We start from the raw sequence: 21,679 nt of genomic DNA, 5'->3' as shown, positions 1-21,679 counted from the left end.
GTGTCCTTCTCCGACAGGATCGCCTCTGCCGGATCAACATGCCAGTCAATGCCCAGGCTCCCGTCAAGGATCGAGATACCCCCATCCGCCTCCGGATGATAGAACTCGTCACACTTATACTGGAACACTGCCACATCGCTCAGCACCGCGAACCCATGCGCGAAACCCTTAGGTATGAAGAACTGACGGTGGTTATCCTCCGACAGCTCCACAGCCACGTGCTGTCCGTAAGTCGGCGAACCCTTACGGATATCCACCGCCACATCAAGCACACGTCCCTTAACGCAACGCACCAGCTTCGCCTGCGTGAACGGCGGACGCTGGAAATGCAGACCACGCATCACACCCCTCGTCGAGCACGACTCATTATCCTGCACAAACTCAGCCGTGATACCTGCCTCCACATACGCCTTCCGGCTGTAGCTCTCAAAGAAATACCCCCGCGCATCCTCAAACACGCGCGGCTCAATGATCACCACCCCCTCTATATCTGTCTTTATAACTCTCATATCATCAAATTTTATCACTAAGACCTCTCCGACTTCTTCGACCTCCTCGACCTCTTTGACCACTTAGACTTCTTAGACCACTTCGACCACTTCGACCACAACAATCCCAATTACAAGAAGTCCCAGCCGTCCAAGAAGTCCAATTAGTCCAAAAAATCCCAGCCGTCCAAGCCGTCCAAGCCGTCCAAGACACTCAGTCCAGATTCCCATTCCCGGTCCTGCCCAGCTCATCCACCACCTTCAGCAGATACTGCCCATACTGATTCTTCAGCATCGGCTGCGCCAGCTCCACCATCTTCTCCCTCGAGATCCACCCCTGACGGTAGGCAATCCCCTCCAGGCACGCAATCTTCAACCCCTGACGCTTCTCCAGCACCTCAACGTAGATCGATGCCTCCGCCAGAGAATCATGCGTGCCAGTATCCAGCCACGCAAAACCACGCGGCAACGTCTGCACCTTCAGCTCACCATCCTTTAGGAACGCCTGGTTCACAGTCGTGATCTCAAGCTCACCACGTGCCGACGGCTTGATCGTCGCAGCCACATCCACCACCCTGTTCGGATAGAAATACAGCCCGACCACGGCATAATTCGACTTCGGATGCTCCGGTTTCTCCTCAATGCTCAGGCAATTGCCATCCCTGTCAAACTCAGCCACGCCGTAACGCTCCGGGTCATCCACCCAATAGCCGAACACCGTAGCCTTACCCTCGTTCTCAGCCGTAGCGACAGCCTCCCTCAGCACCGACGAAAAGCCCGCACCATGGAAAATATTATCGCCCAGCACAAGACACGCCGAGTCATCACCGATAAACTCACGACCAATGATAAACGCCTGCGCAAGACCATCCGGCGACGGCTGCTCCGCATACGTGAACTTCACGCCATAGTCCGATCCGTCACCCAACAGACGCTTAAACCCCGGCAGATCAGTAGGCGTCGAGATGATAAGGATATCCCTTATCCCCGCCAGCATCAGAGTCGAGATCGGATAATAGATCATCGGCTTGTCAAACACTGGGAGCATCTGCTTCGACACCCCCTTCGTAATCGGATACAACCGAGTGCCGGACCCACCGGCAAGAACGATACCTTTCATAAGAAATACGGATTAAGTCCCACAAATTTACGCAAAAACGCTCAAACCGCGCGCAAATCCGCAGGAAAAAAGTTAATATAATGCTTCGTATTGGCGGGCGATTGTCTCCCAGCGATAACGGCGGTCGGCAATCTCCGCCATAGCAGCAGCGTTGGCTGCCAAGTCAATAGTTGAGTCATTCAGTTTGCCGACGAGATCATCCGACGATGCAAAGTAGACCGCCCTATTCTCCGTCGACTCGCGATTATACACACAGTCGAATGCAAAAATCGGTTTAGCGAAAAACATCGCCTCCACCAAAGAGGGATTTGTGCCCCCAGCACTATGACCGTGCAGATATATCGAACAGTTGCTACGCAATACATTCAGCACATTAAGGTCGTATACAGCCGGTGTAATCTTCACATACTCGGAATTCTTATACTTCTCCGCAAGATTCCTGCCATACTCACTCTTATTCCAGTTGCCTATGAAAATCAATCTTTTCTTAGCATTTTCAAAAGCCTCAAGAATGGTATGCACGTTATTCTCCGGTTCTATTCGGCAAAGAGCCATGGCATACTTATCCTTCTCAATGCCATACTCCTTCATCGTCCTGCCGACAAGCTCCTCATCCGGATAAGTCAACACATGATCACCTCCGTATGCGATAAGTTCCGAAGGCTTGCCATACTCCTCCATGACGTAATCTGTGATACCCTTGTTGTCGGTAATAATGACATCGCCATATTTCACAGCCTGTTTCTCCGAGAACTTCAGGAACCTCCGTGCCCATTTGTTCCATTTGTCACGCCTATGCTCCAGACCATCAATATTGATCACCAGCTTCTTCTTAGAGAACAACCGGAATATCGGAAGGAAAGCACATCCCGACACACCCAACACAAGTATAACATCACTGTTTCTGGCAGCCTTCACCAGCGACAATATATCATACGGGATACTCTGCATGCCATTGGCATTCAATCCCACATACTCAGTCTTCGCTCCATGATACACCCATCTCTCCTCATCATACGACTTCTTGCTGCAATACACAGCATACTGAATCTCATCCGAAGAGTTATGACGCACCAATTGCTCCACGAGAGTCTCAAACCCCCCGTAGTTGGCAGGCACGCCCACCGTGCCTATAATCGCAACTTTCATAAAAATAAATGTGAGAATAGACTGCGCACCTAAATAAACTCATATTGGCAAATCGAGCAAGCACGCAATCCGTTGTTAATGTCTCAACAAATCAAAAATTTTCAAATGATAGTATAACAGAGAAAGCTCAAGCAAAACAAGAGCTTCAAAAAAAAATTGAGTTTTCAGGTAAATACCAATATTTTTATGTTTTGAAGGAATCTATTGATTATTTAATAGTCCTCAATTTTCTCTTAATAAAATATCTGACCACACCCGCATATTCACGCAAATATCCATTGGAATCACGATGATTCCAATTATCCAACTCCCTTTCAAGTTTAATCTTAGTCCATCCTTTTTTGCCAAGGATAGCAATAACTTCAAAAATTACATTCTTTCGAGCAATCTTTAACCCTTCATGATTCAGATTCAAAAGATCTTCATCTGTCAGATCCTTATTCCAATCAGGATTCTCAGATTTGATACCTCCATCCTTTGTAGCATAAGAGATCGATTTTTCCAATTCAGGATCAAACGGTGACAGTGTGATTGACCGTGAACCTTTACTGCGGTCGCAATGAGGGATGCTTCTAAGAAATCCGGGACAAACTGCCACCATATTCTTATATTCAAGCTGCAATTCCGGATTATGTTCCCGGTCTCTGACATGCTCTATCCGCACATGATCATCCAGATACCCCTTATCTCCGTTTTTCTCATGACGAGGGATTCTACGCATACAATAGGCACAAAGATAACCCTGTTCTTCTAATAGAGAATCCACTATATCTTTCTTCGTATCCTTGTCAAGCGAAAGATAATCAGTCCCACCATTCTTCTTGAATGAGATAAGACTACCGGGCTGCTTTTGCTTCTCTATGGTAATCATAACTCCGGGCTAAAAAAATCAATCGTCACTCCGGCCCGTGCAAGATCAGGTAAATTGCCATACTTCTCTTTCATGGCATCAAACATTGCCCGTGCCTCTTCAATCCTTTCATCATCTATAAGCCCGAACAAAGAATCAAGATCATGCTGCACATTAATGTCGCGGTCATACACGCCCAAAATGCTTGTCATAATGGAAGAGGCATCAAAACCGAAAGCATCTATGGCTACACGTGAATAAGAATCTCTACCATCAAACTCAATCTTGCTTACAGTATCCCGTTCGTTATTTCCGACACTCGACATCACAAGAGGAGCATGAGTTGTGGCTATAAATTGTATTCCCGGGAAAGTAGCGGCAATTGAAGGAAGTGCCCTTACCTGCAACGACGGATGCAGATGAAGATCAACCTCATCAACCAATACCGTACCTCTTGAATACTTACAGGCATCCGCTCCGAAAGTAGGACGATTCAGAATATACGATCTGAAAGCCAAGTCCATCACAATATTCACGAGCCGCTTATATCCATCAGACAATATCGCAGAATCAACCACACGCCCGTCAGCGAGAGTATAATAAACCTTTCCTCTCATCGGACGAACAGATACATCCCGTAAAATTCCACATCCTGACTCACCAAGCGCATTTAGCAATGCATCAGTCACCACCTTCACCTCCACGCAGTCTTGTTGCAATTCCTTCATCACAAGAAGACGTTTCTCCCAATAAGGCAAAAGCCCGTTGCTGTCAAGACAAAAATAATAACCGAAAGATCTTTTGAGATACTCCTCCTTGAATTTTCCGGCATCTATCTTTCTTGAGGCATGAATGTCTTCAGTAGAGAAAAAAGCGAATAGAGGCAAAGGCAAATTTTGATTCTCATTCTCTTGTAGAGCCTTACAATAAGCCTTATAAGCAGAGATTCCGGAAGTAAGTTGCTTAGTATTCTTTGGACTATTTTTCCGTAAAAAATACGGATTAGCCATTGATGGATTAAACGCGATTTCATCATCCCCCCGTTTAAAAGCCATATCTATATCAGGATACATTTCCGCATCCAATAAAAATTGGATTTCAATAGCTTTTACAGGCAATTTTACTCCATCGACAATGACATCCCTGAAATCAGCCGCTTCCGGACCGGGCCACACTGTATTCTCATCGCTGAATCCGGCAAAAAAACTCCCTGCCACAAGTCTACAAGCCCGCAGCAAAGATGTTTTACCACTGGAATTATCTCCCACGATGAGATTGATTCCGGGAGTAAAATCCCATTCAAAATTTTCAAAACAACGGAAATTATACAGTGTGATCTTTTTCATGCTAATTTGGGAATTGCTTTCTACATCTCAAAATTACAAAAAAAAACAGATATAACGCAACCTTAACCCATTTTTTGATAAATTCCACTTCACTATCCGGCTTGGATTCATAAATTTCTTATCTAAAGGCATTCAGAGACTTATTAAATTCTTCAGCTATTGAATGCCAATTATATTTTTGTTTAATCTCTTTTGAAATAAGATTTAGTCTATCAGAATCTCTATCATTCAGGCAATTCATTATTATTCTATCCAATATATTTTTATCCGAAAAATCAATAAGATTATTTCCGAAAAAGGAAAAATCAGACATAGCAGTCGCATTATTGCATATTACGGGCACCCCTGCAGCTCCGGCTTCTATCGGTGGTATTCCAAACCCCTCTGCAACCGTAGGATATATAAATAAATCTGCATATTTATACCATAATTTCAATTCTGCGAATGGAGACTGATGTATGACTCGAATTCTATATCTCACATTATCCTTTAATTCATCCAATACCTGATGAAGTTCCGGAGTAGGCACAGTCTCACGACCAATTAAAACCAATTCATATCCTTTCTCTGCAAGGTTCAAACGGTTGAAAGCCCTCACTAAAGCGACATGATTTTTTCTTGGCTCTATTCTACTTACATAAAGAATATATTTTTCCGGAAAATCTTTCGGTCTATCTCCATCTATAGAATAAAAGTCCTCACTTACAGCATTCGGAGTGATTACGATATCATCTCCATTTAATTTATAATGATGTTCAATCTGTTTACGGGAATAATCTGATACAGTGCACAACAAATCAGCACGTTTTGCCGACAATTTAAAAGCTGCACCCTTAAAAAATCTGTATGGAAATGGAAAATATTGAGGATAATCCACAAATAGAATATCATGCAATGTCACTATCGTCTTACAATTCTTAATTAATGGAGACACATACTGAAAATGTGCTACATCTATATTATTCTTCCGTATAATATCCGGTATTTCAAAAAGCAATCTATAAATCTTATTCTTTGATACGAGAGGTACATAATGAATATTTTCCCTTTCTCCAAAAATTCTCTTAATCTTTCCGATATTGGAAGCGACAAAGAAAAATTCAATATCCTGAGCCAAATCCGGCAATTCAGAATATATACCTTGAATATAAGTGGTTATACCTTGACTTATCTCAAAATCAAAGCAATGACAATCTATCAATAATCTCATAATTTGAATCAAGAGTTTATTGCATTTTTTAAATATTCCAATGAAAATTGTCTCTTATTTTGCAAACAATTATCCGTCTTTTCAAAATGCTTATTATATAATCTATCCTGTTCCCCAAAAATCTTTAATAAGGTATATATTCGAGAATTTTCATTCCTTAAATCATTTTCATTAAAACGCTCAACCACAGTATATTTTCGCTTAAAAACATGAGAAAATATTGTTCCATGAAACGAATCGGTAACAACATGATCCGCATTTTTTATTAAATAAAGAAATTCCCCCGGTCCCACATCTGACACCTCTAAATCACAGTCAACATCATTAATTCGATTAAAAATAGATATATTAACAACCGGTAGTCCATATTTATTTTTCAAACGATCTATTTCATCTTGAGGAATATTTGACCCTAAAAAATATGTTAATAAATATTTCTCTGGCAAAACAGACATTACATACTTATCTGCTATATCATTCCAAATTTCTTCAGAAATCATCAACGTTGGATCAAGAACCACTGGAATATCTTTACCTGTAAATTTTTTCAAGATATTTGAGCCTTCCTCTTCACGACAAGATAAATGCTTAAGACTCTTTATTAATTCAATTTGCTTCGACGAAATCAAATCAAGATTTGATGTTCCAAAACTTGGGGCATACGGCACTATTTTATCCCTTTCATTTACAGGTATAAAACTACCCAAATAACATGGATCAAAAAAATATGGATTCCAAATTTGATCACTCCCTATTACAATCTTATCATATTTATTTGATTGTTTCCGCAATGATCCGCTATTTCTGAAACACCTTTCTGTCAAATTAAAATATTTATTTTCAAACTGCTTAAACAAACATTCTTGTTTAAACCGTTGCTCCAAATATTTCTTCTTTCTTTTTGAAAATGATAATCCAACTTTATATTGTATAAATTCTACAAATGGTCTAATTTTCCATAACCAATGATTTGAAGTTTCATCATATTTTATCACCTCTACATCATGCCCCTGATTTTTCACTAATTGCATGATTGCAAATCCTTGAAGTGCAGACCCGAAATTATAACCGTAACGTCTTGTCAATATTCCAATTTTCATATTCTGGACTTTATTTCATATATAAGATTTTTAACCCAAGTTGGTGTCAGACGTGACGCAATAGAATTTTTAGGTCCTCTATTATTTACCAACCACTCATATCCATGAGTATGGTATTCTTGAAATATACTATCCCTATCCAATGGAGCCTTTTCTGCATGTCTCAATCTCACATCTCCATCAACTGCAATTTGTAGAGGCAATTCTATACGTCCAAATTTTGAGATCGTTTCATTATACAAATTCCGACCTTTTTCCGTATTGCACATAATCATATTAAACCCATATTTCCGTTGCTTTCTAAGTTCCTTTGAATATCTTTCAGCATTCCAAAAATCGGAAAGAGTAATGTCTCCTACTCTTTTTGCATGAGAAAATCCACATGAGAAACAACTTCTTCGATTAAATCGAGACCGATAAAAGGAATATGCATAGAAATCATTTCCCAAAAATCTCTTTTCAACAGTCTTATCCTTGAATATATATTTTATATAAGCCCGCCATCCAGAGCGTTCCTTTCCTCTAAATTTATAATCGACAATCTGCTTGCCACTCATATTTTCCACATATTTTAAATGTTCTAAAAAAATCAGAGGACTTGGGACACCATGACATACTAAATCAATACATATTAAATTAGGATAATCCTTCTTTAAAAATGCCCTCAAACCGGCGACCTGACAAGGTGTACCGGAAAACAATACCTTTATACCAGCCTTTAAATCCGTTCTTACAGCTTTTAAAATTCCGGATAGATTACTTTGCACATATTTGGATCCCCGTTGTCTTTGTAATTCTTCTATGGTCACAGCCTTACAATGACAGACCTGTAGCTTATCATCAAAATCTGCACCATAAACCACGCCGCCATCCTCAATCCATTTTTTACCAAAGATATAAAATGCTCCCCCAGATGTAGATTCAAGTCTTGCATCAAAATCCTTTTCCCATGCAGCATCAACATTTGTTGGAACCGCATTAAATAATGGGTTAGATACTGATTTTTGTGTCGGACATGTTTTCTCACACAAATTACATTCTATACATTTATCCGTATCAATTTGCGGGAAAAGAAAACCTTCTTCATCAGGAACCATACTAATCGCAGATACTGGACATATCTGAGCACATGCCTGACAACCATAACACGCAGTCTCAGGCAAGTCGTAGAATACTTTTGTTCGCATTTGTCACGTATAAATTTTTATCTAAATAAAGCATTAAAATACAAAGCCAACCTATCTGAGAATTTACCCCTATCAAAACTACACACATAATCCACAAACCAATAGTTGATATTTTATATTTTTTATCATAACAACATCTTAATGAAAAATATAAAAAGAGTAAACCAACTAAAAGACCATATTCAAGTGTATATGCTGCCATTCCTCCCCCTATAAAACCCTCTCGCACACCTGGCATATATTGATAAAGCCATGCAGCAGTAGAACCACCTCCTTCACCAATCCATCCATTTAATGAAAAAGGATTAATTCGCTGAATACATAACATCCACGGAACTATACGGACAGATGCACTATGATCTGCACCAATCATAGCCTCAGCATTTCCTGTAGCAACGGCTGATAGGAAAAGGGTAGCTCGTCTTAATGCTGTAATATCAGAAGAGACACCAATTGTAAAAACAATAAATAACAACCCAACCGCAATAACAATATTCTTATGTGTAAGATAACGTGATAATATCAATACCACAACAATAAATGCCGTACCACTCACTGTTGTGAACATTATCCAAAAGAATGCTATCCAAATCTTCTTATTTTCTTTGTAACTATCTCTAAAATTTATTCTGTATTTTTTTATTTTATCTTGAAATACAAGGAAACTATACATTAATATTCCAACATATCTGGATGTATGACTTGGCTCTGCGGATAAAGAATTCAGTTTCCAAGGATTTTCCAAAGCATTTAACTGATTAAATACAGGCAATCCTAGTAATACACAAAATTGCTGAATTAACAATACTATAAAATATGCATAAATCAAATATTTTGTTATCATACACATATTCGAATAATTTATCTGAGCTATAAGTGCCGTTCGAATAGCAATCAAATAATATATAAAAAACATTATTGAGAATAATATTGACGTTATTCGAATACTTGTAAAATTAAATATTGTCTGGGTAATGAATATCATTCCAATCAATATTATAATATACTTATCTATTTTCCATATTACTTTTCTCAAATATAAAAAAATAATTGGACCCAAACACATACATCCTATTAACAAAAAATTCCTATTATCCAAATCACTTGTTGCAAAAGATGGAGAAATAGATAAAGATACTATTATACCAATAAATATCTTCTTCCAAATATCTTTATTTCGACATATATCTATCATAACATCCTCATTATAATGTCTCCATTATTTAACCGAATGTATCATCAATTGAACCATACAATTTAGCCAAGCCGAAAAATAAGCAATTTGCCTTCCGATCCAACTATTACCACTATAATTACGTATAAAATATTTTTTTGATCTATACCAAATTCTTATTCGTGGGTTCGGATTTCCTTTGGCTTTTTCTATATGTGCATGTACTGCATAAGTATTAGCACAATACCACATCTTATATTTCAACTGTTCAACTTGTCGAGATAATATTGATTCCTCACAATACAGAAAAACACCCTCATCAAAGTATCCAATAGCATCAACAAATTTCAAATCAATCAAGAAACAGCATCCACTCACCATGGCACAATAATGTGATTTACTCCAATCATCAAATAAGGAATCCTTTGCATTCGAATCAATAATAGATCGAATCACATTACCTATCCAATAAAACGAATGTTTCCAGTCCCCTAATCGCTTATATGGATTCTGATGAGAATTGTCAATACCTCGTATATCTGGAGCAACTACAACAATATCATTTGACATTCTATCAACAAGAATCTGCAACATATCTTTATCAGGAAATTCCATATCAGGGTTTGCAATCAGTGCATACTTATAACCTTTATTAAATGCATATTTCAATCCAATATTATTTCCAGCATTATATCCATTATTCTTATTATTCTCAATAAGATGTATTGATTCATTATAACAGAAATTTCTAATAACATTAAGAGACGGCTTTTTAGAGCAATTATCAACTATAATTATTTCAAAAGAATCATATCTCTGTTCTTGAAGTGATTTAACACATTTTATCGTATCTACCTCACTATTATAATTAAGAATTATTATCGCAATATCTTTATTAATCGGATTATCTTTATCCGAATTTAATCTTCTAAGCATTTTAATATTTTCACTCATAAACTTATATACGATATCTAAATTATTCATTTCTACCAAACCGTGAACAGTAAGCGTCCTTCTTTGACTTGTGGGGTTAGGAGAAAGGATTTCAAAGTCCTTTATATTAATATCTGACTCCACCACCCTAAAGGGAGAGTTTTCATCCACATTTACGACAATAGAATTGTATTATACGTTATTCTGCTTGCAGTACTTCTGTATCAATACTCCACGAGGCATTCATTCGAGCATATCGACATAGAATATTTTAAAATATAAGCACTGTAAGTAAACAACAAAGTAAAAAAATGCGTAAAACATCCCAGAATTAAGCATCAGCATACTCAATCACTATAAATTATAATATCTCACATACCCGCCTCTCTTTCAATTTAAAAATTTATCAGTGCAAAGATATGCATTATTCCCTTTCATTGGCAGATATTAAAATTGAATACTTACCAAAATTGAATATTCACAGGGAATTTCCACTTACCGCTTACATAAATTCAAAATCTCTGAATTATATTTTTCAATAAGTCCTTAAATGAAATACGTCCATAAGATTGATTCACATAAATCTTCTTATTTTCCTTGTAATACTCTTTCCCATTCCCTTTATAGTCAAAAGTTGTGTGGGTATAGATGGGTTGTGTTATATGTGAAACTATGAGATTTTTATCTACAGTTTTACAATGTTCACCAGATCCATCCCATCCTAAATTACGAACCATTGATTCTTTAGGCATAATAACGTCCATATTGTTTATAGCAATGTACACACTTTTCTCGTTATCAAATAGAACTTTCGTTTTATATACAAGACTAATAAAGCCCAATACCCTATTCCAACCATTTTTATAAATTCTAAACCAATTTAATGGATTAATCGCTTTTAAACGCCAATATTTTGAATTACTTGCTTCCTTTAACTTATAATATCGGTCTCTCCAAATACCATAACCCCATGCCGAAAAATCAACATTTTGACGATAAAAATTATTATTCATAAATTTTACATCATAAAAATGCCGGTAACCATTGATTGCAAATACTGAAGAATCATCTCGAAACTTTTCAAGACCTTCGTTAATAAACACAAGAAATGAAGGTGAAAAAATATTATCATCTTCAGTAAAAATTAATTTGTCATGATTTTTAAACGCAATATCACGAAGATTTTCAGAATTACCATTTGGACCAATACCTAAATTCGTAGAACGTATTACCACATGAAGAGTCTTGAATAAATGCGTTTTTTTAAGAGAGTTCAAATATTGTTCTATTTTTTTATATCCCTCCCAATGAGATTCCTTTAGAGGATAGTCAAGACCAATATATACTTCTGTTTCTTCTGCCCAGGTACACTTCATTAAGGATTCCACACACTTTTTCAAATGATCATATCTACACAATGTCGGAATAATAACAGGAGCAAACGACAATGGCTTATTCAATTTTTTATTTTCATTCATATTGACAATATTAGACCGTTCCGTGTAGGGGATCATTCGCGGCTGATTCCCTGCAATTGATTAGACAAATTGAGTTGATTTAAGCTGTTGTTTGAGTTGATTTAAATACACAGCTTAAATCAACTCTATTATTTTCGATGTCACCCTTTACTCGTATCAGAGGGGTATAAAACTAAGTATAAAAAGCAATTCCACCCAAAGAATTCCGCAGAATTCCCAAGCAAGTTTCTTAAAGGATGACCTGCTTCTTGCTTCTCTGTAATCGTCAATGGCCTACTCAAATGCAGTTATGGATTTGGTTAATCCAAAAGCCCACTACACCAAGGCCACGATCAATAAAAGTATTTTGATCATGATATTAAGAATTATGATTCTTGTCAACTCTTCCGCGACCTTGTATACAAGAGGTTAATAAATTAGCCTCTCCTCTTGGGAGGGTGCGACCTACACGCGAGGCCGATAGTCTTCCCATTAATGATATTTTAGTAATCGGACAAATCCTTTAATCATTTCTTGTACCCCCAAGTATTCAAAGAAACCACTATTGCACTGTATACCCCCCGTCAACGATGAGATTCTGTCCTGTGATCCAACGGGATGCATCCGACAAGAGGTAGATGCATGCATTCGCCACATCCTCTGTTTTTCCAAGTCCAAGAAGATGCTTCGCCTCCAATGCCTTCCTTTTTTCGGGATCCTTGATATGCGGAAGATTCTCATTTATCGGTGTTATGATAACTCCCGGAGATATGCAGTTGAATCTGATTTTCCTTCGTGCATATTCGGCTGCAAGGGCACGGCAACCTGAAAGCAACGCTCCCTTGCTCATAGCATACAGACTTTTCCCGGGATCTCCTGTAAGTGCAGCGACAGATGACAGGAACACAACGCTGCCTCCATCCTTGGAGAACCTGCCGACCTTGCAGAGTTCCCTTGTAAGGTTGACAGCACCTATGGCATTGTTGGAGAAATATCTTTCCATCTCAGCGGTGTCTGCCAATTTCAATGGCAATGTCCCGGAAATGCCGGCACAATGTACAATCCCGTCTATCCGCCCAAAATCCGTGTTTATCTGTTGAACCACATCCGACATACATGCATCATCCGTGAGATCCAACACGTAACTGCCGTGTCTCTTGCCTTCAGACAGGCATGTGTATGTCTCCTGAAGACGTTCCGGATTACGACCTATAAGGATGACCGAAGCACCCTGCAGGCTACAGGAGATGGCGGTGTGCCTTCCTATGCCTGAGGATGCCCCGGTTATTACTATAACCTTATCTTCCAACGAGAATGGATTCATACCTCAACTATGTCGCTTATATTAAGATTCACGAATGGAACCACAGCCGTAGCCCATGTCATGCCGACACCGAAAGCACTCAAAAGAAGGGTGTTCTCCCCTTCAAGTTTCCCTTTCAGCTGATCAGCGATGGTCAGGGGGACTGACACGGAGGAGGTGTTGCCATACTTCTCTATTGTGGAGGGTATCCTGGCAGTGTCAAGCTTGAGTTTCTTCGCAAGGTAGCTGTTGATAAAGTTGTTCGCCTGATGGAAGATGAAGTAGTTGAAGTCTGCCACAGTCTTGCCGGAGTATTCAAGGGTCTTCTTTATGTCCTTAGGTATCTCACGTATGACAAAATTGAAGACATCGCCCCCCATCATGTAGCCCTGCTCCTCACTCCTGATGTTGCCGTACTCATCGACGACCTTCTCCTTGACGGTCTCGGCTGATGACGGCATACGGTAGCCTCCGGCATTTATCTTGATGAGATCTCCGCGTGAACCGTCGGAGTTCAGTGAGAAATAGCTCCTGCCAAACTTCTCATCCCTCTCTATAAGCGCGGCGACTCCACCATCCCCGAAAAGGAATGCCGAACGTCTGTCCTTAGGGGAATATACCTTTGACCGGGTCTCCCCGTCAAGCAATAATGCCTTACGGTAGTTGCCTCCCGACATGAGTGCATACACCACGTTAAGCCCGTATATGAAGGCGGAGCATCCAAGGTTGATGTCAAACGCAACCGTCGAGTTTGGCAACCCGAGACGATGCTGAAGTAACACTGATGTGGCAGGCATCCTGTAGTCGGGGGTCTGCGAGATGAATATCAGAAGGTCTATCTCCGACCTGTCTATATCGTTGTCATCAATAAGTCTCTGAGCCGCCGCGAAACAGAGGTCGGAGGAGCACGTGTCCTTGTCTGCGAAACGACGCTCGTAGATACCCACCTTGTCAACCACTTCCCTGACCTGATCGGCAGGGAAATAGTCAGTGTACCTGTAATTGTCTATGACGGTATGGGGGACTGCCCCGGCGAGGGCTGTCACACCCACACCTGTATATGATGAGAATGCCATTACCTGTTGGAAATATAGTTTACCAGATCCTCTATTGTCAGCAGTTGCTTGAAATCAGCGTTCTCTATCTGGATGTCATATTCCTCATCCATCATCGCTATCACTGAAAGATAGGACAATGAATCCCATTCCGGCAATGTGCGGAACACTGTATCTCTACTCAGAACAGAGGAATCCTCCAATTCAATCGCCTCTGCAAATTTCTCTATAAAACTGTTCAAATCCATATTAATACTCTATTTTTTTTGCAGGGACCCCGAATACGGTTATCCCCGGTTTAACATTTCTCAACACTACACTACCGGCCCCAACGATGGAATTGTCCCCGACCTTCTTGTGGGGAAGCAGACGCACTCCGGGGTGCAACGTGACCATCTCCCCGACTTCCGAGAATCCTCCGAGGAATGAATATGCACCAAGATGGGACCAGTCCCTGACCTTGCAGTCATGCCCAAGTACAGAATAACCCATGATGGTCACATAATCACCTATCGTTATATCGCAGCTTATGCTGCACGCAGTACGTATTATGCAACCTTTGCCTATCATTGTGTTCATCCCTATCTGAACATCCGGATGTATGAGGGATATAAACTCACCACCTTTGGCAAGTATTTTTTCCACATATTGCTTTTTATATCTTATATCTCCAAGGGCACATACAAAGACATCATCGTCCTGAACTTCATAATCCTCCACTGAGGATATTATTTGAGGATACCCCTCATATCCATCCAAGGCATCCGCTTTGTCATCAAGGAACCCCTTGCAAACTAATTCCGGATCATTCCTTCTACAATCCAGATAAAGATTGTAGACTTCCCTCCCGAATCCACGGGCTCCTATTATAATCAGATTTTTCATTTCCTGAAGAATTTAAGAACCCTCTCTATATCTGCATCCGAAAGGTCATGATGCATCGGAAGACATAGAACCGTGTCAGCAAGTTTATGTGCAACAGGGAGATTCTCGCGCGTGGCGGATGGAAGCCCCTTGTAGGTGCTGAACTCGCTTATGAGGGGATAAAAGTAGCGGCGTCCGAGAACGTTGGCTTCCTTCATCTCCTGATAGAGTGCATCACGGGTCTTGCCGAACCGCTCCGCATCTATGAAGATCGGGAAATAGCTGTAGTTGTGGCGCACTCCGGGCATGTCGTCGAAGAAGCTGATGCCCTCAACATCGCGCAGTGCCTCGCGGTAGGCGTTGGCTACTTTCTGACGGGCGGCTATAGCCGCATCCACCTGACGGAGATTGAGGAGTCCGTAGGCTGAGCGCATCTCGTCCATCTTGGAGTTGATGCCGGGGGCGACAACCGTCGTCTCGTTGGCGAATCCGAAGTTCTTCAGATAGTCGATGCGTTTCTTCGTCACCTCATCCTGCATCACCATCGCCCCGCCCTCGATCGTGTTGTAGACCTTTGTGGCATGGAACGAGAGTGTCGACATGTCGCCGGCATTGAGGACGGATTCCCCGTTTACCTCCACTCCGAAGGCATGGGCGGCATCATATATCACCTTCAGCCCGTACTTGTCGGCTATCTCCTGTATCGCCTTCGTGTCGCACGGCTTGCCGTAGCAGTGAACGGGCATGATGGCGGTGGTCTTCGGTGTTATTGCCGCCTCTATCTTTGAGGGGTCAAGGTTGCAGGTGGCGGGATCCACGTCAACAAACACCGGCTTGATGCCGTTCCACCACAGTGAGTGGGTCGTGGCTACAAAGCTGTAGGGGGTGGTTATGACCTCACCGGTGATGCGCAGTGCCTGGAGGGCTGTGATAAGGGGCAACGTGCCGTTGGTGAAGAGACTGATGTATGGCACCTTGAGATATGCGGCAAGTTCCTTCTCCAACTGTTTATGAAAGGAACCGTTGTTCGTTATCCACTTGCTTGCCCAGATCTCCCTGAGCATGTCGTGAAACTCCTCCAGATCGGGAAGTAGCGGAGAAGTCACGGTAATCTGCTTGTTACCGTCCATAATTTATACTGATTATTTTGTTTTTACGAATGAAAGGAGCTCGCGCAGGTCTGACGAGCGTGTGAGTCTCGTCACAATCAGGAAGTACACGATGCCAGACAGTATGCCGGCTATGAGTTTCAGCATGTTGCCGGGAACCAACTGCACCACGCCCCAGACCACCGCGCCCATCGAGAATGAGTAGAGGAGTGTCGGGACAAGATCGCGCATCTGGCGCAGGAAGCCCACCTGTATGAGTTTACCCGTATAGTGGGTGTTGATTATCAGTGCGATTATCGAGTTCGCCACGGAGCCCCAGCACATGGCGACTATGCCGAACGGCACAGTGATGCATATCATGGTGACTCCGAGACATTTCTTGATTATCTCCAGACGGAGGAACAGGTCACTCCTCCCCTTCACCTGAAGTAGATTGAGGTTGATGGCATGGATTGGATACCACATCATACCCAGACAGATTATCTGGAGAAGGACTGCGGCAAACTCCCACTGCTCCTTCAGCACAAGCAGAATGAACGGATGCGCCACTGCCGCAAGCCCTATCATGAGTGGGAACACGATGAAGGCGGAGAGACGCAGGAAACGGCGGTAGACACTGCGAAGACGCTCGTCATCATCTTGTATGGAGCAGAGTATCGGGAACGTGACCCGCTGTATTATACCAGATACATTTGATGACGGGAATTCCGCAAACTGATGTGCCCTCGTATAATAGCCAAGATCGGATGCCTTGAATACTTTTCCAATAATCATAAGATATATATTTTGGTAGAGAGACTCAAGAATTCCAGATAAAGCTAGTTTAGATCCAAATGAGAAAAGTTCACGGAAAGACTTCCATGAATATATCCACTGCGGACGCCATGGGGATAATATCCACAGCAGACCTACATTAACGGTTAGGTTGGTCAGCTGATACCAGACTATCGACCACACCCCAGAACCGGTGTATGCCATCGTTATACCGACCGCACCGGAGACAACAGCAGCCGCAGATGAAGCCTTTGCCTGTGTCTTGAAGTCTATCCTAACCGTCAGCAATGCTCTCTGCACGACGACAAAGGAATTGATCAGCACGCTGACCGAGATAAGTCGTGTGAGTGGCACAAGTATCGGCTCGTTGTAGAACCGAGCAATAAGCGGAGCACAGAGGAAGAGGAGGAGATAGAGAACCAGCCCGACTCCGATATTGAAGTAGAAGACGGTGGAGTTGTCAACCTCCGAACGGTCCTGTTTCCGGATTAAAGCTTGCGAGAAACCACTATTTACAAGCGACTGCGAAATGGCTATGAATATCGTGAGCATCCCTACAAGACCGTAGTCCTCAGGGGTAAGTATACGCGCCATGATAATCATGACGACGAATGCTATACCCTGCACGGAGAATCTTTCGAGAGTGCTCCAGAGTGTGCCCTTTAGGGTCTTTCTTTTCAGCGATTCAGACAAAACTTTAGGGGAGTATCTGATTAAACTCCCTACCCCCTAAAGTAGGAGGTAAGGTGGCAAGATCGGAAATTATATTTTATTGTAGATTAATTTCTTTTTATTCTTTTGTTTCTTCGTGTGAAGATAATTCTCCGTGAGCTTTGTGGTCTCTGCGGTTTATCTTTTTTCGCGCTTCACGCTCACACTTGAAACAAAACGGCTACGCTGTTGATCCTTTGGTATCTTCACGGATTTGCGCAAGCTGGAAGCTGACGCTCCCGGTTTCGCTCCCCTTTTAGGGGCTACGGGGCGGCGTCGAGGGCGAGGGCGGTGCGGGTCGCGACGATGGTGAAGGTGGCGTGGGCGAGGGAGAGGAGGTAGTGGGGTTCGCTGCCCTGCTTCGTCTTGATGTCGATGATGGTGGCTTCGCGTCCTTTGAAGGGTCCGGTGTGGATTATCACTTTTTGGGATTTGGCGAATTCTTTACGGTGGGCGGCGATCCATTCCTCGCGGTCTACGAGGTCTACGTCGTCGCGGAAGTCGCGGAGGGCTACCTGGAAGATCTCGATTTCGTGTTGTGGTACTATTGCGAATTGGCGGGTACGGCTCACGCGGAGAAGTGCGGCGTCGCGTCTTAGCCTGTCGATGAGCATCGCCTCTATGGGGTTCGCCTTGAGGAAGACGAATCGGCTTATGGCGGATGTCTCTGTGGGGCGTTCGTCGGTGTTATCGGTGGGGTTGTAGAGTCGGCGGTAGGCTTCGGTTTCTGTGCCGAAGATGCCGGAACGTGCTATGAATGAACGGAGTTTTTCGCCACGGAAGGTGGTGGAGTAGCTACAGAGTACGTACCAGTTGTGCTGGAGGAATGTGGCTACACTGCGTTCCGAACGGTTGAGGTCGAGCCATGTCTGCTCGTCTATCTCGGTAAACTTGCCGCTGACGGCGCATTGTATCGCTGTCTCGATGGCTGCTGCCGGTGCACCGGTCTCGGCGGCGAGTGAGAGCCATTCGCTGAAGGTGTCGGGATAGGTGGCGAGGGGTATCTCCTGACGGCGGAGCCATTTGCAGGCACGCGTCATGATGCGCTTCGCTTTGGCTGCAATCTGCGCGTCGGTATCTGTGTCGCTGATTACGCTGAAGAGTCGGTCGCCGGTGGTGCAGATCTTCCCTTCGTTGTGCATTCGGGCGAGGGAGAGGGCTACTGCCGGAATCGGCAATGCCCGACCGTATTTCGGGATGAAGCACTCTGAATTTTCTGAGGGTTCTGATGTCTTGAGGCGGAGGATGGATTCGATGTCGAGTCCGTAGAAGAAGAGGCTGAAGAGGTAGATGAGCACGGCACGTGCGTCGGTGGTCTCTTCGCGGAGCCGACGGCGCTGCTGCGGGTCGTCGGATTGCTCCGCAATGGAGCGGTTAGCGAATATCCAAGTTAATTTGCGCGTCAGGGTCAACACGGCATCGGTCAGCCGGAGATCTATCTTTACTGGTGACTCGGCTTTCACTTCAAGACCCCATACATCATTGCGCAGTCTGTCGAGTGCTTCGGGGATGGGATCGTAATTGGGTATTACCTTGTCGCGGATGGCTTTACGGATGGTTCCGCGCAGACGTTCCACACATTCGTTTGCCACGGTCGGGCTGTAGGTCTTGCCGGAGCCGTCGGTTATGGATTTTCCGTAACCCATGACAAAGGGCGTAGTCTGTGCCATTCGCAAGTCGGTGTCGGCATCACAATATCCGGAGATTGTCGTCACAAACTGAGCGGTCTTTTCCTGCGTTGTACGTGACGAGGACTTTTTCAGCTCATCGTTCTGCAACCTTATATATTCCAATAAGTTCACAGTAGAAAAATCCGTAACTTGGGGGTATAGTGAAGAGTGCTCTTCCTTTCGTTGACTCAGTAAAACTGTCCAACGTAAGAATAATGGCAAACCGAGAGTTCCAGACCGTGAGGTCTCATTCTCAAATGCTTTATGTGTTGCCGATGGGAAATGGTTTCCCGATGGCATAGTGAGGGCAGAACATACACATTTTCAGTGTATTACCCATACAAACTTAGTCCTTCTCTAACTTAGAGTGGGGCATTACATGGCAAAATTAATAAAATCTGCTGATATGAACAAATTTTATTTTAATCAAAAATTTTTATTAACCTATATTTGGAATTTATGTGAATTTTGATTTATTATTGCTTATTTATTTGATGATTAATGACATATCTTCTTAATGAGAAAATAATATTAATTAAATCTCATGAATTTATTCGACTGAATATAGGGGTTGGTATATAAAATATCAGAATAACGTTGAGAGTAAAAATATGACGTGAAAAAGTACATAATTTGTTGACCATTTCCCTTAATTGTTGACCATTTGTTGCACTTATAAATTTTTAATATTTTAATTATCAGTTATTTAAATCACAATACCCCACTCTAAGTTAGAGACGGGCAAAAATGGCAAACATTTGTGGATTTTACACCACAAAGAACGCGGAGAGCACGGAGTTTTTTATAATTTCTCTGCGCTCTCTGTGTTCTCTGCGGTTAAACTCACCACAAAGAACGCGGAGAGCACAAAGGAATTAAAAAACTTTGTGCTCTCCGCGTTTCTGTGGTGGTGTGGCTGTCAGAAGCCGCGCAGGATGATGTCGTTGGCACGTGAGATACGTCCGGTGTCAAGCGTAGCCAGGTAGATGCGCGTGGTCGCCTCGCTCTGATGACCGAGCGCGTCACTGATCACACTCAGCTCCACGTTTCGCGTGCGTGCTATCGATGCCCATGAATGGCGGCTGGTGTAGGTGGTCAACTTATCGGCAAGCCCTATCCTCTCCCCTATCTTCTTCAGTTTCTTGTTAAACTCGCGCAAAGCGTTGAGATACTGCTTACGCGTGTCGCCCTTCGGGTCACTGATGATTGGTAGAAGATATGGAGAATCCGTAGCCGAAGGATGCTTGTCGAGCATGTGGAGTATCTTCGCGTTGACGCCGATGTTGATGCTCTGCCCCGTCTTGGCGCGGCAATAGCTTATCACCTCATTACGCATATCCGTCTTTTTCAGGAATGCCATGTCTACGAAGGATATCCCCATCATATAGAAACTGAGCAGAAACATGTCGCGCACCATCTCCAGCGCGTTGTCGCCCGATAGATTAAGCATCCTCACTTTCCGCAGGTCGGTCTCGGATATGGCACGTTTTCGCGTCTTAGCAATCCCTGTGTAGACGTTGGCGAAGGGGTGACATTCGCGCACCATACCTGTCTTCACCATACGGGAGTAGACTGCCCTCAACGCCCGCATATAGAATGATATGGAATTGTTGACCACGCCACGCTGACTGAGCCACGACTCGTATTCCTCCATAAGATCGGCAGTGATGATGTTGATGTCGTAGCCCGTCTCGGCGGCAAAAGCACGCAAGCGTCGTAACGCGGAGGTATATGTGCGCACGGTGCCCATCTTCCCGCTCTTCTCCTTTAGATATATCTCCTCCTCCATGAAGTCGGGGAAAGGGATGGGGGTTATCTGAGCCTGAAAGGCATCCACAATGTCATCTGCGGAATACCCGCCGTATCTCCCCTCCAACCCGTCGATTATGCTACGAATCGCCTCCATGTCCTCATCGATGCGGGTGTTGGCGATTCTCATCTCGTTTGCCACGGCGAGATCGCCAATGGCATCCGGGGGCATCACTACGCGAGATGTCGCCTCCTCCCACATATCTTTCCTTACTGATATTCCGGATGCGATACGACGTATCACCCGGCGATGGATCACCTGATACACAACACGTCCGGCACTGGTGCCGGCATTAGAGAATCTGATCTTAATCTTGATAGTTGCCATTGTTTCCTTATTTTCATGATGCGGTCAGTCTATCGGAACCGC

Annotated in this window: 19 protein-coding genes; all 19 read right to left on the bottom strand. The window is 42.9% G+C overall.

Translation table 11 applies throughout. From position 1 onward, the window contains the following. Nucleotides 1–509 (bottom strand): dTDP-4-dehydrorhamnose 3,5-epimerase (gene rfbC, locus E5331_RS01595; RefSeq protein WP_136013200.1); only part of this gene is annotated, 509 nt, incomplete at its 3' end. A gap of 193 nt (nt 510–702) precedes the next feature. Further along, the gene (gene rfbA, locus E5331_RS01590; RefSeq protein ID WP_136013199.1) at nt 703–1,608 is read right to left on the bottom strand and encodes a glucose-1-phosphate thymidylyltransferase RfbA; all 906 of its coding nucleotides are present in this window, start codon (nt 1,606–1,608) and stop codon (nt 703–705) included. 72 nt (nt 1,609–1,680) lie between these two features. Beyond that, the gene (locus E5331_RS01585; protein ID WP_123482087.1) at nt 1,681–2,757 is read right to left on the bottom strand and encodes a DUF1972 domain-containing protein; all 1,077 of its coding nucleotides are present in this window, start codon (nt 2,755–2,757) and stop codon (nt 1,681–1,683) included. 208 nt (nt 2,758–2,965) lie between these two features. Continuing rightward, on the bottom strand, nt 2,966–3,628 hold the full coding sequence (locus tag E5331_RS01580; protein WP_135986172.1) for an HNH endonuclease family protein: 663 nt from the start codon (nt 3,626–3,628) through the stop codon (nt 2,966–2,968). Next, nucleotides 3,625–4,953 (bottom strand): AAA family ATPase, encoded by a 1,329-nt coding sequence (locus E5331_RS01575; protein ID WP_135986170.1) that lies wholly within the window; start codon nt 4,951–4,953, stop codon nt 3,625–3,627. Before E5331_RS01575 ends, E5331_RS01580 begins: the two co-directional genes overlap by 4 nt. Before the next feature lie 118 nt (nt 4,954–5,071). Then, nucleotides 5,072–6,163, bottom strand: coding sequence for a glycosyltransferase family 4 protein (locus E5331_RS01570; RefSeq protein WP_123482084.1), 1,092 nt, complete (start codon nt 6,161–6,163; stop codon nt 5,072–5,074). Between the two features lie 8 nt (nt 6,164–6,171). After that, complete coding sequence (locus E5331_RS01565) at nt 6,172–7,263, bottom strand: polysaccharide pyruvyl transferase family protein (RefSeq protein WP_123482083.1); 1,092 nt, start codon at nt 7,261–7,263, stop codon at nt 6,172–6,174. Next, nucleotides 7,260–8,450, bottom strand: coding sequence for a Coenzyme F420 hydrogenase/dehydrogenase, beta subunit C-terminal domain (locus E5331_RS01560; protein ID WP_123482082.1), 1,191 nt, complete (start codon nt 8,448–8,450; stop codon nt 7,260–7,262). Before E5331_RS01560 ends, E5331_RS01565 begins: the two co-directional genes overlap by 4 nt. After that, nucleotides 8,419–9,645, bottom strand: a complete 1,227-nt coding sequence (locus E5331_RS01555) for a hypothetical protein (protein WP_123482081.1) — start codon at nt 9,643–9,645, stop codon at nt 8,419–8,421. Before E5331_RS01555 ends, E5331_RS01560 begins: the two co-directional genes overlap by 32 nt. 24 nt (nt 9,646–9,669) lie before the next feature. Next, nucleotides 9,670–10,728 carry a glycosyltransferase family 2 protein gene (locus E5331_RS01550; RefSeq protein WP_123482080.1) on the bottom strand — a complete coding sequence of 353 codons (1,059 nt, stop codon included), beginning with the start codon at nt 10,726–10,728 and terminating at the stop codon, nt 9,670–9,672. 341 nt (nt 10,729–11,069) lie between these two features. After that, entirely contained in the window at nt 11,070–12,035 is a 966-nt protein-coding gene (locus E5331_RS01545) for a glycosyltransferase family A protein (RefSeq protein ID WP_123482079.1), read from the bottom strand. A gap of 541 nt (nt 12,036–12,576) precedes the next feature. Continuing rightward, nucleotides 12,577–13,338: an SDR family NAD(P)-dependent oxidoreductase gene (locus E5331_RS01540; RefSeq protein ID WP_123482078.1), complete on the bottom strand. Its 762-nt coding sequence runs from the start codon at nt 13,336–13,338 to the stop codon at nt 12,577–12,579. Next, nucleotides 13,335–14,393, bottom strand: a complete 1,059-nt coding sequence (locus E5331_RS01535; protein WP_135986168.1) for a 3-oxoacyl-ACP synthase III family protein — start codon at nt 14,391–14,393, stop codon at nt 13,335–13,337. The genes E5331_RS01540 and E5331_RS01535 overlap by 4 nt, the downstream gene beginning before the upstream one ends. Beyond that, the gene (locus tag E5331_RS01530) at nt 14,393–14,620 is read right to left on the bottom strand and encodes an acyl carrier protein (protein ID WP_135986166.1); all 228 of its coding nucleotides are present in this window, start codon (nt 14,618–14,620) and stop codon (nt 14,393–14,395) included. The genes E5331_RS01535 and E5331_RS01530 overlap by 1 nt, the downstream gene beginning before the upstream one ends. Before the next feature lies 1 nt (nt 14,621). Continuing rightward, complete coding sequence (locus E5331_RS01525; RefSeq protein ID WP_135986164.1) at nt 14,622–15,257, bottom strand: NeuD/PglB/VioB family sugar acetyltransferase; 636 nt, start codon at nt 15,255–15,257, stop codon at nt 14,622–14,624. Next, nucleotides 15,254–16,366, bottom strand: a complete 1,113-nt coding sequence (locus tag E5331_RS01520) for a DegT/DnrJ/EryC1/StrS family aminotransferase (protein ID WP_135986162.1) — start codon at nt 16,364–16,366, stop codon at nt 15,254–15,256. Before E5331_RS01520 ends, E5331_RS01525 begins: the two co-directional genes overlap by 4 nt. A 12-nt stretch (nt 16,367–16,378) precedes the next feature. After that, entirely contained in the window at nt 16,379–17,812 is a 1,434-nt protein-coding gene (locus tag E5331_RS01515; protein WP_123482073.1) for a lipopolysaccharide biosynthesis protein, read from the bottom strand. Nucleotides 17,813–18,093: 281 nt separating this feature from the next. Continuing rightward, nucleotides 18,094–19,632, bottom strand: coding sequence for a hypothetical protein (locus tag E5331_RS01510; RefSeq protein ID WP_135986160.1), 1,539 nt, complete (start codon nt 19,630–19,632; stop codon nt 18,094–18,096). Between the two features lie 787 nt (nt 19,633–20,419). Continuing rightward, nucleotides 20,420–21,637, bottom strand: coding sequence for a tyrosine-type recombinase/integrase (locus E5331_RS01505; RefSeq protein ID WP_123482071.1), 1,218 nt, complete (start codon nt 21,635–21,637; stop codon nt 20,420–20,422). Nucleotides 21,638–21,679 lie beyond the last annotated feature (42 nt).

Source organism: Lepagella muris, from assembly GCF_004793975.1.
In the GTDB taxonomy this organism is placed as follows: domain Bacteria; phylum Bacteroidota; class Bacteroidia; order Bacteroidales; family Muribaculaceae; genus Lepagella; species Lepagella muris.
The sequence above is the reverse complement of the archived record's forward strand: the minus strand, read 5'-3'. Positions and strand labels throughout refer to the sequence as shown.

Coding starts and splice junctions, on each gene's coding strand:
- rfbA (WP_136013199.1), bottom strand. CDS start 1,608: ATGAAAGGTATCGTTCTTGCCGGTGGGTCCGGCACTCGGTTGTATCCG.
- E5331_RS01585 (WP_123482087.1), bottom strand. CDS start 2,757: ATGAAAGTTGCGATTATAGGCACGGTGGGCGTGCCTGCCAACTACGGG.
- E5331_RS01580 (WP_135986172.1), bottom strand. CDS start 3,628: ATGATTACCATAGAGAAGCAAAAGCAGCCCGGTAGTCTTATCTCATTC.
- E5331_RS01575 (WP_135986170.1), bottom strand. CDS start 4,953: ATGAAAAAGATCACACTGTATAATTTCCGTTGTTTTGAAAATTTTGAA.
- E5331_RS01570 (WP_123482084.1), bottom strand. CDS start 6,163: ATGAGATTATTGATAGATTGTCATTGCTTTGATTTTGAGATAAGTCAA.
- E5331_RS01565 (WP_123482083.1), bottom strand. CDS start 7,263: ATGAAAATTGGAATATTGACAAGACGTTACGGTTATAATTTCGGGTCT.
- E5331_RS01560 (WP_123482082.1), bottom strand. CDS start 8,450: ATGCGAACAAAAGTATTCTACGACTTGCCTGAGACTGCGTGTTATGGT.
- E5331_RS01555 (WP_123482081.1), bottom strand. CDS start 9,645: ATGATAGATATATGTCGAAATAAAGATATTTGGAAGAAGATATTTATT.
- E5331_RS01545 (WP_123482079.1), bottom strand. CDS start 12,035: ATGAATGAAAATAAAAAATTGAATAAGCCATTGTCGTTTGCTCCTGTT.
- E5331_RS01540 (WP_123482078.1), bottom strand. CDS start 13,338: ATGAATCCATTCTCGTTGGAAGATAAGGTTATAGTAATAACCGGGGCA.
- E5331_RS01535 (WP_135986168.1), bottom strand. CDS start 14,393: ATGGCATTCTCATCATATACAGGTGTGGGTGTGACAGCCCTCGCCGGG.
- E5331_RS01530 (WP_135986166.1), bottom strand. CDS start 14,620: ATGGATTTGAACAGTTTTATAGAGAAATTTGCAGAGGCGATTGAATTG.
- E5331_RS01525 (WP_135986164.1), bottom strand. CDS start 15,257: ATGAAAAATCTGATTATAATAGGAGCCCGTGGATTCGGGAGGGAAGTC.
- E5331_RS01520 (WP_135986162.1), bottom strand. CDS start 16,366: ATGGACGGTAACAAGCAGATTACCGTGACTTCTCCGCTACTTCCCGAT.
- E5331_RS01505 (WP_123482071.1), bottom strand. CDS start 21,637: ATGGCAACTATCAAGATTAAGATCAGATTCTCTAATGCCGGCACCAGT.